Below are 16,353 nucleotides of genomic sequence, written 5' to 3'. Positions count from 1 at the left end.
AGCGCAATCTTCACGCGTTATTGTTCTATGACTTTCACTGCCTTGAAGTCTAGGATCATCTTCTTGGACTTGTAGGTGATGGTCAGCTTCTCGCTTCCCACATCGGCGCTCAGGAACGGCCCGTCAAAGAGCCTTGTCTTCGTGAGATCAACCGAGGTTCCGTTCAGCACGCGTTTCTCCGGAAACGCGAATTCCATCTTATCGCCTTCGAGCGAACTGTACCGGACGGAAACAGCTCCGGGCGTGAGCGTTGCTTTTGGGATGTGCGATGCAAGTTTTGCTTTGAAGCGATCGAAGGATCCAATTTCGTCTTTTGACCGGACTTCAATGACATAGCCGTTTTGCAGCTTGTAACTGCGCAGGCGCCAGTTTCCGGTTTCCTTGCCGCGTTCCAGCTGCGGGCGGCCGATATCGTTCAGCGAATTTGCCGGGGTGTCAGACTCTTCCTTCCACTCGTACTCCTGTAACGGATACCAGCCAACGTACGTATCCCCTGCTTTGCAGATGATCCAGCCGGAGGGATCCACAATGCGTTCTTCAAGGTTACGCGGGAAAAAGCCATCGATGTGCTCGGTGGTTGTGCCGGGTTTGATGTCATACAGAACGATGAGTGAATTCTTGTGCTGAAACGTACGTTCAAACGGTGAGCCGCCTGTCCATTTGTCCGGATTGTTATACGTTCCCTTCGACGCCACGACGTCGGCAATAAGCGTCTTCACCTCTTCTGGGAAAAACATGCCAACTTCCCAGCCTGACCAGTACGGGTGTAAGCCGAAAATTGTTGTATAGGGACGGCCGTAGAGATAGCGCACACCCCACGTATGCTGCTGAATTGGCTGCAAAATGCCCCCCTGGAGAGACCCAATCCCATAGTCTTTTGTCACATACGAATACTTGTACACCGGGGGGTTCTTTTCGGCCCCGAAGCGAATGACGTTGCGGACGCGTTTTCGCTCCTTGTGAATGTACGACGTGCTCCGATCGAGAGCGATATTGTAAATGATCTCCGGCAGTCGATAGGAAGTGAGAGCTGGGAGAACAACCCAACCTGAATTCGTCGGCTCACCGGTTCCAAAATACAGATAGGCGAACTGCGACGCTCCGGAGAGCAGCGGCTTGAACACCGCGGGCTGGTAGATCCGGCTGTACCCTCCAATATATTGTCCGGCGAGATGTTCCGCCGCAAAATCCGCGAAGATGAAATCGACCATCATCGTGCCGCGGGTTTTCATCTCGGGATCTTTCGCAAACTCTGCCAACAGGGTCATTGGCATTGCGTACTCCGGAAAATAGTCCGGCGAAACGAATTCTCCCTGACCGATCGTCGTTGTGATGTTCATCCAGTGGATGAGATACTCCCGTGCCTCCCTGCGATTTTCTTCCGAGGACTTTCCGTTGTACCACTCGCTCCCGGGCAGGTTCGGCCATTGCTCGGCCGCAAGATAGAGAGAGGAATAGTACATGCACCAGTGATTCTCCGTGTCCCCGCGGTACGGTGCGTACGTTTTCCAGGCATTACGGACGACAGCCCGGGTGTCTTCCGACATTTTGTCTTTTCCAACAAGGTACGCTCCGATGCATGGAATCATCCAGAACATATCGCCGCGCGGATCTCGCAACAACTCCTTGAACATCCTGTCAGCAACGGTGATCTCCTTGTTGTGCGCATACCGGACTGCGGCCTGATAATATCCCGGGGCTTGTATCGTGTCATAGATTGACGTCACGAACGCTGCGCGTTTTTCGAATTCCTTCAGGTAGGTTTCACGATTCACCATCTGGGCGTACGCACCAGCGCACAACGTAAGGGTCAGAAGCAGAACATGCGTCATGTGTCTCATTGTTCGGGTTTCCTCGTTAGAAAGGTTCTACAATAATCTGCCACACTTGTGAGCCGCTCAATCCGATGTTTCTCCAGGTGTCGCCGCCGTCATCCGATCGGTACACGCCCCCCCACATCGATCCTGCAAACACCCTCTGGCTGTTTGTCGGATCAACGGCAATCGAATGAATGTTCAGAACGGGCAGGCCGTTATTCTTTCGCGCCCAGCTTGTTCCTCCGTCAATCGACTTGTAGACGCCTGTCACATATCCCCCGGCATAGAGAACCTGAGGGTTCGACGGATCGAACACGACCGTAAAAAACGTCTGATGATCCAATCCGGCTTCGTTCTTTTCCCAAAACCGGCCTCCGTTGCGCGTGATGTAGATGCCATGGTCGTCCGTGCCGGCGACAAGTACATTCACATCCTTTGGACTCTGCACAACGACACGCACACCGCCGACATTCAAACCGGTACGCTTCCAAACATCCCCTCTGTTCTCGCTCCGATAGACACCGTCCTCTGTCGCACAGTAGACAACCGACGGATTCGCGTGATCGATGATGATGGACTGTGTGAATTTTTCCGCGATACCGTTGTTGCATTCTGACCAGACCGCTCCTCCATCAAGCGTCCGGAACACCCCGTATGGGGTGCCGCAGAACATGATGTTCGGATCGCGACGGTCGATGATCACACACAACACTTCGGTGATCTGCCAACCGGTCGTGACTTTCCATGTCTTGCCTCCATCGGTGGTCCTATGAACGCCGTTTCCGGAAGCCAGACAGATGACCTGGCCCTTTGAAGGCGTATGCACAGCCACACCAAACTCCCGGATGTTCTTGGCTCCCAGATGGTGCCACACGGTATCTTCGTTCGTCAGTTGCGTGTACAACCCCGTCTCAGGATTCGCAGCACCGACAACAAAGAGTTTCGTGGAAAGAACTGATGCAAACACAGTAGACTGCTGCGCCTGAAGCGCCAACGGCACAGCGACAAGAAGAATACAGAAGACAACCAGGAAAAGAGTAGCTTTCATTCGACACCTTCGATAACGTAAGAGTTCTTATTCGTACGAGAGCAGCGTTGTCTGGTCACGGATAGAAAGCGATCTGTTTCACGTGGCATCCGCGCAACCCGGCATACAGCCAGGATATTCCACCGTCGAGTGATTCATAGATCCCCTGACCACTCGTGCCAACCATCAAATGGAGAGGATCCTCCGGATGAACAAAGATCGTGAAAATCGCCTCAATATCAGAGGCTGGCCAGAGCAGACTCCACGAAAGCCCCCCATCAAGGCTCTTCCACAATCCCGTCTTGTAGCCTCCGCAATACATTGTCCGGCCGTCCGACGAACTACAGAGACCGTAGAATGCGGTTTTCGGCAGTCCAATCCCCGCTTTCCAGGTGCGACCACCGTTCGTGGTCACCCGGACGGCATCATCCTCGGTTCCAACAAGCAGCCGTTGAACATCAAATGGGTGTTGGATGACAACTTCGATGTATTGAGCCCCGACGTGCAACGGGGTCCAGTGTTCACCGCGATCCGTCGATCGATAGAGATCGTCTTCTGCGCCGGCATACAAGATGTCTGGATTGGCATGGTCCAGAAGCACATTCTTGACAAACCACTTCTTCATCCCTTGCATTTTCTTCGTCCAATGGGTACCGTCGTCTGTTGACTTGAACACTCCGAACGGCGTGCCGATATAAAGAAGGGCCGAATCCCGTGGATCGAGAGCTACAGAGAGTACTTCTTCCGTGTGCCAATCGGTAACTACGCGCCAGGAACGTCCGTCATCGTCCGACCGGTGAAGACCGTTCCCCATGCACAAATATCGACGCAACGTTGCCCCCTTTTGCCACTTCCCCATACCGAAGGTCAGAAGACCTGGTTGGTACTGGTTCGCCCAGGTTGTATCGCCTGGTGCGCGCTTGAAGAGTCCGACAGTGCGCGTGTTGCCAGTGACCTGCCCACGATTCAAAAATACTACGGCATAGAAGCCCTCTTGCTTCGGCAGGCTGGCGAGCTCAATCAATCCACCCGAAATGGATGTACCACCGAGAAGCAATGTAGCTGCAAACAGAATTACCGATCTTGTTGTTTCCACTCTCTGATTGTCACCTTATTAAAGTCGAGCTCAAGCACCTGACCCTGAGAAAGCATCCTCACAATGCCGCTGCCCCGCTCGCTTTGAATGAATGGACCATTGAATAGTTTGTACGTTCTGAAATCGATGTTCTTGCCGTTGAGTCTCCGTTCACCGCCATAGGTGAACATCATATCGTCCCCGCCACGCGTTCGGTATCGGACCGTGAGGGTTTTGTCGTCAGCGTTGGACGCAGGCTTCAATGTGGCGATTCGTTTCTGAAATTCCTCAAACGTTCCATCATCATCGGACGACCCCACCTCTGCCACAACACCGTTCTTGAGCTCATTGCTCCGCCACCGCCAGTTTATTTTCTCGTCAATCCATTCATACGGCTTGAGCGGAAATAAAGCGACATACACCGATCCGGCCCGGCAGAAAATCCACCCCGACGGATCCTCTTTTCGTTCTTCAAGAGTTTTCGGAAAGAAGCCGTCGACGTGCGGCTGTGTAACACCCTTGTCAATATTGTAGAGGACGATGATCGAGTTCTTGTGCTGAAACGTCTGCTCGTACGGCGAACTGGAGTTCCATTTGTTCGGATCTGTGTACACGAGATGGTAGCGGTTCACCTCATCCGCCAGAAATTTCTGTTCTTCAGGGAAGAACATTGCCAGCTCTTTGCCCGAAGAGAACGGATGAAGGGTGAAGATGGTGTTGTTCGGCTTGTCAGAAACGTACGTGATGTCCCACGTGTGCTGCTGGATGGGCTGAAGAATTCCACCTTGAAGCGAACCCAGCGCATACGAACGGGTCATATACATGTACTTATACACGGGGGGATTCTTCTCCTGTCCGAATCGAATAATGTTGCGGACACGTTTGGTCTCCGTTGCGACGTATGGCTTCGAACGATCCGTCGCAATCCGATAGATGATTTCCGGTAATCGATAGGAGGACATCGCTCCAAAAGCAGGCTCCCATCCACCCCTGTGGCGGGGATGGTAACGGGTTTCGGTCCAAAGCTCGGTCTTGGGCTCGCCAAAGTAGAGCCAGGCCCAGAGAGCAGTCGGCGCCGATAATGGATTGACGATATCTTCCGGGTAGTCCCGGGCATGCCCGCCGGCGTAGTTGCCGCCGATATGATCAACCGCATAGTCGGCGAAGAGCAGGTCAACCATCATTTCGGCCTTTCGCTTCATCACCGGATCTTTCGCATACTCGCAGAGCGTCAGCATTGGCGTCATAAACACAGTGAAATACGTCGGAGAGTCGAACTCACCCTGACCGATCGTTGAGGCGATCTTCATCCAGCGGTTCAGCCACCCTTCAGCTTCTCTGAAATTCTCCGTGGAGCTTTTGCCGTTGAACCATTGGGATCTATTCTCGCCCGGCCACGTCTGAGCAGCCAGATAGAGACCGGTGTAGTACATCACCCAGTGGTTTTCCGTGTCGCCCCGGTACATCGTCCGTGTACGGTATGCCTGTCGAATTTTCCGCCTGAGCGAATCCGGCAACTGGTCCCGGAGTCTCAAGTATGTCCCAATTGCCGTGTAGGAATAGAACATGCCGCCGATGCTCTCGTCGGTGGTAAGCGAATCGAGCATTGCTGCCGCCCATTCCTTGTCCCGCCCGGTCAGGAACTTCGCTGTCACGGTGAAGAATCCGCGATCCCGCTCTTGACTGACCACGTCGAGAAGACGCTGCCGGCGCTGCTCGAACTGGGCGGCAGGGGACAACCCGCCCTGAGCCGGAAGCGATACAGAGCTGAGACACGTCAGCGCCATCACACAAAGCGACGGCAGTATAGTCTTTGAGATCCTCAACGTACCCAAAGCCCCCACACTTGTCCCTCCTCCTGGCTGTTAAAGATCCAATGTTCTCCGCGATCGGTGCTCTTGAACAGTCCGCCGTTCAACGTTCCTGCAAACACAACCGAAGGATTTGACGGAAGGACTGCAAGGGAATGCACGACGAGATTATCCAAACCTTGGGTTATCTGTTTCCAGTTCTTACCGCGATCGGACGAGCGATACGCGCCGCCACCGTGTGTTCCGATGTACACCAAGTCCGGATTCGCGCGATCGCACGCAATCGTGTAGACGGTCATCTGCGTGAGGCCGCCGTTCGACTGCTGCCAGGTCGCTCCTCCGTCAGACGTGATGAAGAATCCGTCATCCTCGGTCCCGGCGAAGAATGTTCGAGCTTGCGCCGGATGCTGAAGGAGTGTCCGAATCCCTTTTCCTTTCAGACCAATCAACCGCCACCGATCGCCGGCATTAGTGCTCATGTAGACGCCGTCTTCGCTTGCAGCGAAGAGTTTCATGGTGTTGGTCCGATCTGCGACGATATCGGAGACAAACGGTTTCAGAAAACCGGCATTTTGCTCTTTCCAGCTCTCACCGCTGTCTTGAGTCTTGAAGACTCCGTATGCCGTTGCGGCATAGACGACTGCCGGATTCGACGGATCCACCTTCACTTTCAGCACTTCGGTCACCTGCCAACCCGTCGCGATCCGCCACATTAGGCCATGGTCGGATGATCGGAGTACTCCATTGCCGCATGCCGACCAAAGCACACCGTCAGAACCCGCTTCTGTATAGAACGTGCGAATATAGCCCGTCCATCCTCTGTGCTTCCACGACACGCCAGCATCCGTGCTGACGAAGAGCCCGACGGTCGGATTGTCGAGCGCACCAAGACGGTGCTTGCGTGAATTGAGAACCGACATATACAAAGTATCCTGCCGGGCGAACAGCAGTCCGCTCCCGCACGACACGAGGAAAACAACCGCCATCAGAAATTTAGAGTGCGACATCGATCCCTCCCCGCAACATTGCGGCAGAAACGCGTCCAAGGGGTTTATTGTTCACGATGATCTCGTAGTGGGATTTCGCCACGTTGCCGAATTTCAACTTGATTGTCCTCGCCTTCACAAGATTGTCCACAACCTCTACATGAATTTCCGTTCCCGCAATTGTCACAGTCGGGATCCTGCATCCATCGATGCCAACTCCCCATTTCCCCTTTACGTCGACGTAGGCATCGCCGAACCGGCGAGTGATCAGGTGTATCGAGACAACGGAACTTCCCGTTCCCCAGTGAAGTCCTGTCACACCCGCAGGCTGGTCGTATCCTGAGTGCCCGTAATTTTCCGCCGTCCTCGGTGAGGTCGGCGACTCGAACAACGAGAACATGGACCGTAATGCCGCCACGCCACGCTCGAAGTACTCCTTCTGCCCCGTCAATTCATAATATTTCATCAGTGTCACCGCAAAGTACCCCTGACGGGAATCGCTCCATTCTGCATCGGTGTTCTGGACTCCAAAACCGCCGAACAGTTCCCGCGACAGCCACCGGGGGCTCCACACCTGCTGATACAGACAGAGATAATCCACGATCGCGACGCCGCGGTCTTTGTATTCTGTCTTGCCTGTCAGTCTGAACAACTCATAGCACGCTTCAGCCGCTTGATGCATGGAAAGCGTGTTTTGAGGATTCTGCTGCGTGTACGAATCGAAAAACCCGAGCGGTTTTCGGGAGCACGAAAAGAATGTTTCGAAATCAAACCACTTTCGCTCCGGCACAACAGATTTGAACATATACTGCATTGCCCGTTCTGCGCCGCGCAGGTACTTGGTGCCTTTGGTCCGGGAATAGAATTCTGCGAGAAACAATGCCGCTCCGGCCGTTTCCGCGTTTTCATCCCTGAATGTTTCCACCGGTTCCAGGGTCGTCGGATCATACCAGGAGGGTATCACTCCGTTGCGATGCTGCTTGAGAACCAGGAAATCTGCAAACGCTCTTGTGAAGCGGAGGATCTCCGTCTTTCGTTCGGGCTCGAGATCGATCCACTGCAGCAGCCAGTAGCAGGTCCAGGCGTTGTGGAACGCGGGAAGATTGCGGCCATCGTCAATTCCTCCCCACGCATGATCTGCAACCCAATGGCCGCCGGCGCTGTCGATGTAAAATATCGATGGCGCAATTCCCTTCTGCTGTGGCGCCAGGAGCGCCAAATTGAGAACTTGTGTCGCCTGACGTATCAGATGCTGATCGTCAACGGTTTTCCCATGCAAGTACATTCCATATGCGGTCCGCAATGCGTTGAACCAGACATTGAACCAGCTGTCGTTGTCGGCCGACTTAGGAAGTTTGTTGCTCCACGCGAGCCTGGCCTGGCGAAGCAGCGTGACCGGAACCCCATGATACTGCGTGTCGAGTGCGACCTGAGGCACGAATTGATACCACGCCTTCTGAATGTATGACGAAAAAGGCTCCGACTGCGGTCCGGCCGGCCGCTGTGTGTTCGCCGCTCCGGAAGTCATCCAATGATATCGTACCACGTCGCGAAATCCTTCGCGCTTCGGAGCATCGGAACGAAGAAACAGGAGGTAGTTCATCGTGACCGTCGTATCGCCCATAACAGGAGCGAGTGAATCCGGAGCGACATAATAGACATGAGTGTTCCGAAAACGGTACGGTTCCGGAATCCAGTTCTGCAGTCCAATGGAAAAGAACGGTTGATCGGCGGTTTCAACCTGAAGATCTGCGACGGTCCGTATCTTCCGCCCCCTGCCATCCACGTCCGAAAGCACCGGAACGAGGGAAGCAAAGTATCCGTCTTTTTGCAGCATCAGTGCCGGTGAACGGAACGCGTGATCCGCGATAATATGTTCCGGCTCCGGGCGAAGTTGCGGCGTCCAGACAAAATCGAGCGGCTTATACGCCGCATAGCGTTTTCCACCCGGCACAAACGAATAGGTCGACCAGAACGATTCGAGCCGGAGGTTTCCTCCCGTCCTGTATGCGAACGTTACTCGTGCCCACCGTTCCCCTTTGTGCAGCTCAATGGATTTCAGCGTCACCCCTTCACCCGGCGCCGGTCTCACGATGACGATTTGAGTCTTCCCGGAGCCCTTCGAAACCGACGCGCTCCTGAGCGGAACCACTTCGCCGTTTCCCCGGATGATCGGGTCCGGCCGCAGTGAACTTCCGCTTTGGAGTATCTCAATCCAGGACTTCCCCTTCTTGACGTAGTACGTTTCCCGGCACACGCCTCCATCCTGGTCAACAACGACCCGGATGAATTCATTCTCGATGGCAATGCGGTTCTTCCCCTGCGCAAGATCGTTGCTCATGCCGGTTGACTGCAATGCCATAAGCAGTATGCTGATGATCGTTGACTTCATCTACTTCGACGACAGCTTCACTCGCTTTAGAATGCGCTGCATATTGAGTCCGAACATTTTTTTCTTCTCCGCCACCGTACAGCGCGAATATGCCATCCAGCCAAACTGGGGGATGGGATCGCGCATCGGCTGGTCCGTGCCGAACAGGACCCGATCTGCCCCTACATGCTTAACCATGAACTCGATCACCCGGTACGTAACAGATGTCAGTGTAATTTCAAGGTAGACATTGGGGTTTTTCTTCGCCATCTCGATGCCTTTCCTGGCATCCTGAAATGACCCGCCGGTGTGAGCGATGATGAACGCGATATTCGGATACTTCGCCGCGATCTCGTTTACTTCAGGCACCACGTTGGGGGAGGGATGGATCAAGGCATACGCGTTGATCTTGTTGCCATATTCAAACCAGGGGGCCCAGAGCGGATCGTTGTATGCGAGGTTTGTCCTTGGATTGTAGGGCTTGAGGCCCCCCATCTTGTATTTGCCGTGTGCGGTTCTGAATTCTTTTTTCCAATCCTTCACATACTGTGGTTGCAGCACGGCGTATCCACGGTAGAAATCCGGATAACGTTTCATCGCGTCCCAGACGATCTTGTTCCCCTCGTCATAGTCCGCCCAGACTGCCAGAAATCCCGAGACACAGACTTTCTGAATTCCCATCAGCTTCGCCCGCTCATACATGCTCTTGGCATCGCCATAGGGCAAATGGATGAAGCCGACACCCGCTGCGCCGTCATGGGACATATGAGCGTGAGAATCAATGACGAGCATGTCGTTGATCGGCTTGCCCGCCTTTGCGCGTTCGACGATCCAATCCGGATTCTTCTTGCCCCTGTACGGGTCGGGTGGAACATCCAGCTTGGTCAGCCTGGAGATGTTACCTGCTGCGATGAGTTGCTTGTCGGCATCGCTCAATGTGCAGTAATCAATGAATGCCTTTGCGGCGCCGGGAGATTTTTCAAGCGCTCCCGTACCAAAAACAATGCGGTCGGCGCCGTACCATTCGGTGAACAGCTCGATGGCATGGTTTCCCTGGTGGGCCGAGAGATCGAGATGAAGGTTGGGGTGTTTCGTCATCAGCGGTTTCGTAAAACGGGTTGATTCCCAGCGTGTCCCCTGCAAAATCACCTTCAGGTTTGGAAACGCGGCGAGGATGATATCGAGGTCGGCGAGGAGCACTTGGTTGCTTGGCTCGAAGATGTCGAAGTTGTAGAGATGTCCCCCCTCGACCATGAGGGGGATTTCGTTCTTCTCGAGTTCTCTGAGCAGCACACCACAAAAATCAATGTTGAATGGATAGCGGTGTATGCGCGGGTACATTTTCGCCGCACGGATTCCATGATCGCGCATCTCGCCTACCACGTCTTTTGGCAGGGGCATTTCTCCCGTATGATGCGGCATGACCGTCCAGACCCCATAGAGACGCGGACTCTTCTTCAACTCGCGCAGCAGCATGCGGTTTCCATAGGTCGGATCGTATTCCTTCGCCACACCATGAGTGATGAACGTGCCGTGAATCCCGCACCATTCCATCTCATCGATAAGATCTTCCGTTTTCCAGGGGGCTTCAACGTCCTTGGCGCCCCGCTTGCCAACCATGGCGAAACAGTCGATATACAGGCGATTGTTCATGCTGCTCCTCAGCGGTGTGTGAGAATGTGAATATCCTACCAGTAGAGCGGTTTTGCGGTCTCGCGCTCTTTCGGCTCTGCTTCCAGTGCTCGTTTGAGGGCCTTCCGTGCCTTCTCAAGAGCTTCATCAATGTCCGATTCCTTGTGCGAATAGCAGAGAAACCAGCGGAGGACAACGAAGACCCCGTCACGGAATAGCTCCCTGAACCAGAGGTACTCCAACCGTTCATTGTACGCCTTGTCCGGTGTATCGAATTTCAGATATGGTGACGGAGGCAGTCCGGCCGCGTGCGCGTGGACGCCGCACTCCGCTGCGATGCGGTTGAATCCCTCCATCAGCCTCTTCCCCATCGCGTTCAGGTGATCGTGCACCTTGTCCCGCTTCATGATTTTCATCGTGGCAATTGCGGCAGCGATGGAAAGTGTCTCACCGGCATACGTCGTCGTGATCCTGAACGTGTTCAGCATTTCCATGTATTCCCGCTTGCCGACATAGGTTGAAATCGGATAGCCGTTGGCCATTGCTTTGGCATAGCTCGCGAGGTCCGCCTTCACACCAAACAACTCCTGTGCTCCGCCATAGGCCAGACGAAAACCGGTCCACACCTCGTCCATGACAAGAAGAATACCGTGTTCCTGCGTGAGCTTGCGCAGGTGTTTGATATACGAACCGCTGATATCGTCGTTCTGGTCGTACGGAATCGATACAACGCATGCAATCCGTTCGTTGTATTGTCTGATCAGCTTCTCCGCTTCCTCACAGTTTCCCCAGGGAATGACTTTGACGTAGTCCTTGAGAATCGCGGGAACACCGTTCTTCGGGCTGTCGTCCACAGCAAACCAGTCGGGATATCCGTGATATCCGCTGATGAGGATCATGTCCCGGTGTGTGTAGGCACGGGCGATACGGACACTGCACAGGTTCGCGTCCTCGCCCGTCTTCATAAACCGTACCATTTCCGCGTTCGGGATGGCCTCGTGCAGAAGCTGTGCCAGCTCGAGTTCGATAGGGCTGGCCATGCTGAACAGCACCCCTTTCTTCATCTGCTCACGCACAGCATCATCGACTTCGTCGTAACAGTACCCGAGCGTTATCGGCCCGAGCGCCAGACGAAAATCAATATACTCCTTCCCTTCCATGTCCCAGATGCGGCATCCCTTTCCGCGCTCGATGAACTTCGGCATCACCTCATCAAACTGCGGATACGGACGCTTCGCGTTTGTCTGTGTCCCCCAAGGAATCAGCTTGAGGGCTTCTTCAAAGTGCTTGTCGGAGATTTTCATATGTTCCACACCTGACTGCGCTTCGTCATCAGATAATTGTTACTGTGGGAAGATCTTCGTCCCCGCGCATCGTCACGGTCTTTGACTGGCCGTTATGATCCACCTTCACCGTCAAGACCGTCCCTTGCACCGTGTGCGAGACTTTGCCGTGTTCTTTTCCCGCTCGCTGCGCCGTGCAGACAGTCAGGATCTGATGATCCAGACCCTCTCCCGCCTCAGCCTCGAGATATGGATACACACCGATTTCTTTCGGAGTGGTGTGAACACCCGATTTCATGGCAACCGGTGTGGAGCCCGTGATCGTTCCTCGCAACGTCGCCCGCGGTCGCTTGATCAAGAAACCTGTTTGCATCATCTCCGACTCTCCTTTTCCGTCCTCGTTGAAAATCTGGAAGCGGAGCTGCACCGTAGACTTTGCTGATTTCATTTTGACCCGGTCGAAGAGCAGGATGACATCGGGTTTCAGGAAAATCAGCGTTCGTCGCACGAGAGCTACATCCGAATTGACAAGCTGGTACGCCCCGGTTGCATCGCTGGTTACGACAAGCGAATGCTCCGTCGGTTTGTACTGGACCACGTTTGCCTCGGCCCATGAAGCGTTTGTGCCTTCATGGCCATCATGATACTGATGCCCTTTGCCGTTAATAAGCACAGCGGTGTGTGCTTGTGTCAGGCGCAGCACCCAATGCGGTAATGTATACGGGTAAGCCGCGTGCAACGGATCATGCAACAATCGTTCACCGTACGCCTTGAAGACAACGCTGTTGCGGTCCGCATGTTCATGGTTTGCCGGTCCACCGCTGCGTATTGCGACGACCGAGCTATCTGTATCCCAACCGGTACGCGACACCACGACATCGTTGGCAAAGCGGACGTCGTACAATTCTGGTCCTGGCGTCTTTGGCGCTACTGATGGATCGTACCATATCGCACCGTAGTGCGTCCTGATCTCGCTGACCGATGTCGTGACATACTGCGCAATGGGGTCACGACTCTTCTGTGCCACCCATGCCGCAACAGAGACATCACCCACAACGCTTGCGTCACCGAAATTCACGCAATCATCTGGCTTTCCGACACTCGGCATGGACATCTGCAGTCCGTACCTCACCGTGCCTGAAAAGTTTATCAGGCCTCGCTCATCGATCCCCAGCCTCCGGTACATGATCTCCAGAAACATCGCAAGGTGCAGGGCCGTGTATCCCCAATAACTCACCCCTTCGTCATAGCAGCCGTCTGTGCCGAACATCGGCGCAAACGCTTTTGCGCTCGAGATAGCCAGGTTGAGCCATTGCTTCGCCTGCGGATGCTTGTCATACAACAGACAGGCGCCGACTCCGAGGCCGCAGATGGGAATGACTTTGAGGTTGGTGGAGTTCAGAATCAGGGGCCATCGCTTCATGTCCACGGGATATGGATAATCGCTTTCCGGGTCGAATTTCCAGCCGCGGACGCGATCAGGGTACTTCATGCCATAGAGCGTGCGGTAACAGGCCGGCGCTCCTTTTTCACCTATCTGTCTTTCCATTTCCTTCTTCAGGTCGCCGCCGAGGTCGTCGTTCAACCATTCAAGTGCAAAACTCATAGCGATGGTTGCCTCGGGAGCGCGCTGCAATCCCATGGTGAATTCGCCCCCCTCGAGAAAGTAATCCCATTTTTTGTATTCAAGAACTTTTCCGATCGCCAGCAATGCGACCTCGAGATGACGCTTCTCGCCGCCGATAGTGTATGCAAATGACGTCCGTTCGAGTATCTGCCGTACTTTCAGGAAATCTACCGCGTGGTTGTTCAGCTTGGCCCCTGTGCTGAGATATTTCTTGTCCGCTTCAAGGTCCGCGTCAACCAGTGACTTCCAGTATGGGGCAAAACGCGGGAGTTTGAATGTCTCACGAATGCGCGGAATATCGGCCTTGTCAAAGAGCAAGCCGCGTTGGGCCCCTCTCTGGGCGGGAGCTGGAATGTACCCCGCTATGGCTTTCCACGGGCTTAACGCCACACCGGCTGCCGTCAGGGCAGCTGTATTCAGGAATCTTCGTCGGGATGATCGCATGGTGGGATCCTTTACAGGATTTCTTTGAGTTCTACGACAGCGTGATTTTCGACAGACTTGACCATCGCCTCCACTACAGCAAGAGCTCGAAGCCCTTCCTCGCCCCCTGTTTCAGGCTGTTTACCCTGCAAAATACACTCCCCAAATTCACGCATTTGCAGGACATAGCTTCCGGCCCCCTCAGAGCTGAAATCTTCTTCGATCGCCTCCTTAAACTCCCCTTTCTCCAGAAGCTCAAGCCGCAGCTTTGTAGGCAGGCAGTGAATTGTCCCCCTGGTCCCATAGATCCGCACAAAGTACGCATCCGCAGAAACATAGTACGAGGTGAGCGAAACGGGGATACCTGATTCAAGTTGAAGGATGGCCGCGGTCGAGTCGAGCGCCTGATTCGGCATTGCAATATTCGCGGCGAAGCAACTGACACGTGCCACACGGCCTATCAGGTATTCAATCGTATCGACGAAATGAATACCGAGTTGTATCATCGGCAGCAGAGGACACGTCTTCGGGTCAGCCTTCCAAAGAGGGAGACCCGCCTGCAAGCCCGCAGGGCGGGAGAGGTTGGCTTCTATCGCGACGATTTCACCGATACGCTTTTCTTCGAGAAGTGCTTTGGCACGGCGGAACACCTGGCGTCTCCGCGTATTGTGACCGACCATGAGCACCAGTCCCGACCCTTTGACAGCCTTCATCATCGCTCGTGCCTCAGCAACGGTATTGCCGATTGGCTTCTCTACGAAGATATGCTTCCCTGCTTTGACAGCTTTTTCGACTTCTTCCGGATGAAGATGATTCGGCGTCACCAGCGAGATTGCTTCAATAGCCGGGTCATTCACGAGATCGTCGTAATTTGATTTTCGTGAAGCGCCAAACTCGAGGGCTACCTTTTCGTTGGCGGCCGCGTTGATGTCAAAGCATGACACGAGCTGCAGATTGCCTGAATCGCGGGTCGCGTTGACGATGGTTCGCCCATGGTTCGCAATTCCCGCCTGGCCGATTCCTATTTTCCTGTCTGTCATCGTAGGTTCTTTTCCTGTATGAACTGGTCAAGCGCGGCATCCCCGTCAACAATTCCAATCCGCACGAGGAACTCACGTTGTTCCCCCGGATCGAGGACTTTCAGCGTGCCGCGTTCACGTTCCTTTGCGCGCCCCTGGACCAGGCAGTTCGCCGGTTCCATCCCAAGAACATATTCTCCCTCTCCCACCATCTTCCACTGTGTAAACTTCGGCAGCTCTTTCTGCCGGTACTCAACGTACAGGCCGAGGTGCAGGCGTCGATTCGCCAGAAGCGCCGTGGCGAATCCGCTCCAGTCGGGTATCAGGTCATGATAGAACACTTGTTCCTTGTATCCCTGTATCGGTCCCGGAATCTTTGTCGCACTCTCAACTCCTTTCATTGCTTCTGCATCGCGCGGCGTCGGCGCCTCCGCGTTCACCATCAGCACCGCCCCGTCATCAAGCAGCGGCCAGCCCAGGTTGACGTGGTAGAGAAGCATCAACGGCGAGGGACGAAAGCCTTCGTTCACAACTGTGTCGCGGAGGGTGAAAACAGAGCTTCCAAGCTCCACCTCGATGGTGCGATGAAGCGTGATGTTTTGCCTGAAAAGCGTGTTTTCTCTCACGATTCCGCTGAGTTTGAACTTGCAGCTGTCTTCTTCCCACTCAGTTGTTGTCTCAACATGTGTTGCCGGAGTGTTGGAAAGTCGTCCATGTAATCCCAGCTCCTCTCCATCATCGGTTCCCGGCGCGCCGGCTTGCGTAAGCCCGCAGCCGGTTACAAGTCCGCCCGGAAAAGACTTCAGCCATCCCAGTCCTTTCGGATCATAAAAACATGGGTGGACATCCCCGTTTGGAGAGCGCCACGCAAGCGCCGTTCCTTTGTACTCTGCGAGGGAAATATCCATTCCCCGGTCAAGCGTTACCTGGAATCGCAGCCCCGAGCCGCTTCGCACATCCGCAATGCGCACTCCTGCCTCCGGGCCGTCGTGCAACTCCATCATCCGCACGCCAGCAATTTGTGAGATGTGACCTGCGTGCTGTTCCAGCTCGCGCCGTGTGTATTGTTTGCCGTTCAGCGTGATCATGGCGAGTTTACAGTTTAGAGTTTTGGGTCTCGAGTTCCAAGTTCAGCATCACTTGTATCGTCCGGCCAGAAGTTGACAGAGTTGATTTAGTGTTCACGCTGCAAAGCGCATTTCAGGTGTCATCATTGCAAGACTCAAGTGTGGACGCTCGGTGTTGTAGATTCCGACTGCTTCCAAGACAGCTTCTCTCGCCT

11 protein-coding genes are annotated in these 16,353 nt (G+C 54.4%); all 11 read right to left on the bottom strand.

All coding sequences use genetic code 11. The annotated features are described in order from the left end of the window. Nucleotides 1–17 precede the first annotated feature (17 nt). The 11 genes from NTU47_00420 to NTU47_00370 are packed head-to-tail and all read right to left on the bottom strand — an operon-like array spanning nucleotide 18 to nucleotide 16,159. The gene (locus NTU47_00420) at nucleotides 18–1,841 is read right to left on the bottom strand and encodes a hypothetical protein (protein MCX6132246.1); all 1,824 of its coding nucleotides are present in this window, start codon (nucleotides 1,839–1,841) and stop codon (nucleotides 18–20) included. A gap of 16 nt (nucleotides 1,842–1,857) precedes the next feature. Next, entirely contained in the window at nucleotides 1,858–2,865 is a 1,008-nt protein-coding gene (locus NTU47_00415) for a hypothetical protein (protein MCX6132245.1), read from the bottom strand. A gap of 55 nt (nucleotides 2,866–2,920) precedes the next feature. Continuing rightward, nucleotides 2,921–3,940 (bottom strand): hypothetical protein, encoded by a 1,020-nt coding sequence (locus NTU47_00410; protein MCX6132244.1) that lies wholly within the window; start codon nucleotides 3,938–3,940, stop codon nucleotides 2,921–2,923. After that, entirely contained in the window at nucleotides 3,919–5,763 is a 1,845-nt protein-coding gene (locus tag NTU47_00405) for a hypothetical protein (GenBank protein MCX6132243.1), read from the bottom strand. Before NTU47_00405 ends, NTU47_00410 begins: the two co-directional genes overlap by 22 nt. After that, a complete protein-coding gene (locus NTU47_00400; protein ID MCX6132242.1) occupies nucleotides 5,742–6,737 on the bottom strand; it encodes a hypothetical protein in 996 nt (331 codons plus the stop codon). Before NTU47_00400 ends, NTU47_00405 begins: the two co-directional genes overlap by 22 nt. Beyond that, entirely contained in the window at nucleotides 6,724–9,108 is a 2,385-nt protein-coding gene (locus NTU47_00395) for a hypothetical protein (GenBank protein MCX6132241.1), read from the bottom strand. Before NTU47_00395 ends, NTU47_00400 begins: the two co-directional genes overlap by 14 nt. Continuing rightward, a complete protein-coding gene (locus NTU47_00390; GenBank protein MCX6132240.1) occupies nucleotides 9,109–10,740 on the bottom strand; it encodes an amidohydrolase family protein in 1,632 nt (543 codons plus the stop codon). A gap of 35 nt (nucleotides 10,741–10,775) precedes the next feature. Then, the gene (locus NTU47_00385) at nucleotides 10,776–12,023 is read right to left on the bottom strand and encodes an aminotransferase class III-fold pyridoxal phosphate-dependent enzyme (GenBank protein MCX6132239.1); all 1,248 of its coding nucleotides are present in this window, start codon (nucleotides 12,021–12,023) and stop codon (nucleotides 10,776–10,778) included. Nucleotides 12,024–12,051: 28 nt separating this feature from the next. Next, nucleotides 12,052–14,073 carry a heparinase II/III family protein gene (locus NTU47_00380; protein MCX6132238.1) on the bottom strand — a complete coding sequence of 674 codons (2,022 nt, stop codon included), beginning with the start codon at nucleotides 14,071–14,073 and terminating at the stop codon, nucleotides 12,052–12,054. An 11-nt stretch (nucleotides 14,074–14,084) separates the two neighbouring features. Further along, entirely contained in the window at nucleotides 14,085–15,092 is a 1,008-nt protein-coding gene (locus NTU47_00375; GenBank protein MCX6132237.1) for a Gfo/Idh/MocA family oxidoreductase, read from the bottom strand. Further along, nucleotides 15,089–16,159, bottom strand: a complete 1,071-nt coding sequence (locus NTU47_00370) for an aldose 1-epimerase family protein (protein ID MCX6132236.1) — start codon at nucleotides 16,157–16,159, stop codon at nucleotides 15,089–15,091. The genes NTU47_00375 and NTU47_00370 overlap by 4 nt, the downstream gene beginning before the upstream one ends. Nucleotides 16,160–16,353: the final 194 nt, after the last annotated feature.

Source organism: Ignavibacteriales bacterium, assembly GCA_026390595.1.
Taxonomy (GTDB): domain Bacteria; phylum Bacteroidota; class Ignavibacteria; order UBA10030; family UBA10030; genus UBA9647.
The sequence above is the reverse complement of the archived record's forward strand: the minus strand, read 5'-3'. Positions and strand labels throughout refer to the sequence as shown.

What these genes read in the sequence shown, in the direction of transcription:
- NTU47_00385 (MCX6132239.1), bottom strand. Translation starts at nt 12,023, where the DNA reads ATGAAAATCTCCGACAAGCACTTTGAAGAAGCCCTCAAGCTGATTCCT.
- NTU47_00400 (MCX6132242.1), bottom strand. Translation starts at nt 6,737, where the DNA reads ATGTCGCACTCTAAATTTCTGATGGCGGTTGTTTTCCTCGTGTCGTGC.
- NTU47_00370 (MCX6132236.1), bottom strand. Translation starts at nt 16,159, where the DNA reads ATGATCACGCTGAACGGCAAACAATACACACGGCGCGAGCTGGAACAG.
- NTU47_00415 (MCX6132245.1), bottom strand. Translation starts at nt 2,865, where the DNA reads ATGAAAGCTACTCTTTTCCTGGTTGTCTTCTGTATTCTTCTTGTCGCT.
- NTU47_00395 (MCX6132241.1), bottom strand. Translation starts at nt 9,108, where the DNA reads ATGAAGTCAACGATCATCAGCATACTGCTTATGGCATTGCAGTCAACC.
- NTU47_00380 (MCX6132238.1), bottom strand. Translation starts at nt 14,073, where the DNA reads ATGCGATCATCCCGACGAAGATTCCTGAATACAGCTGCCCTGACGGCA.
- NTU47_00375 (MCX6132237.1), bottom strand. Translation starts at nt 15,092, where the DNA reads ATGACAGACAGGAAAATAGGAATCGGCCAGGCGGGAATTGCGAACCAT.
- NTU47_00420 (MCX6132246.1), bottom strand. Translation starts at nt 1,841, where the DNA reads ATGAGACACATGACGCATGTTCTGCTTCTGACCCTTACGTTGTGCGCT.
- NTU47_00390 (MCX6132240.1), bottom strand. Translation starts at nt 10,740, where the DNA reads ATGAACAATCGCCTGTATATCGACTGTTTCGCCATGGTTGGCAAGCGG.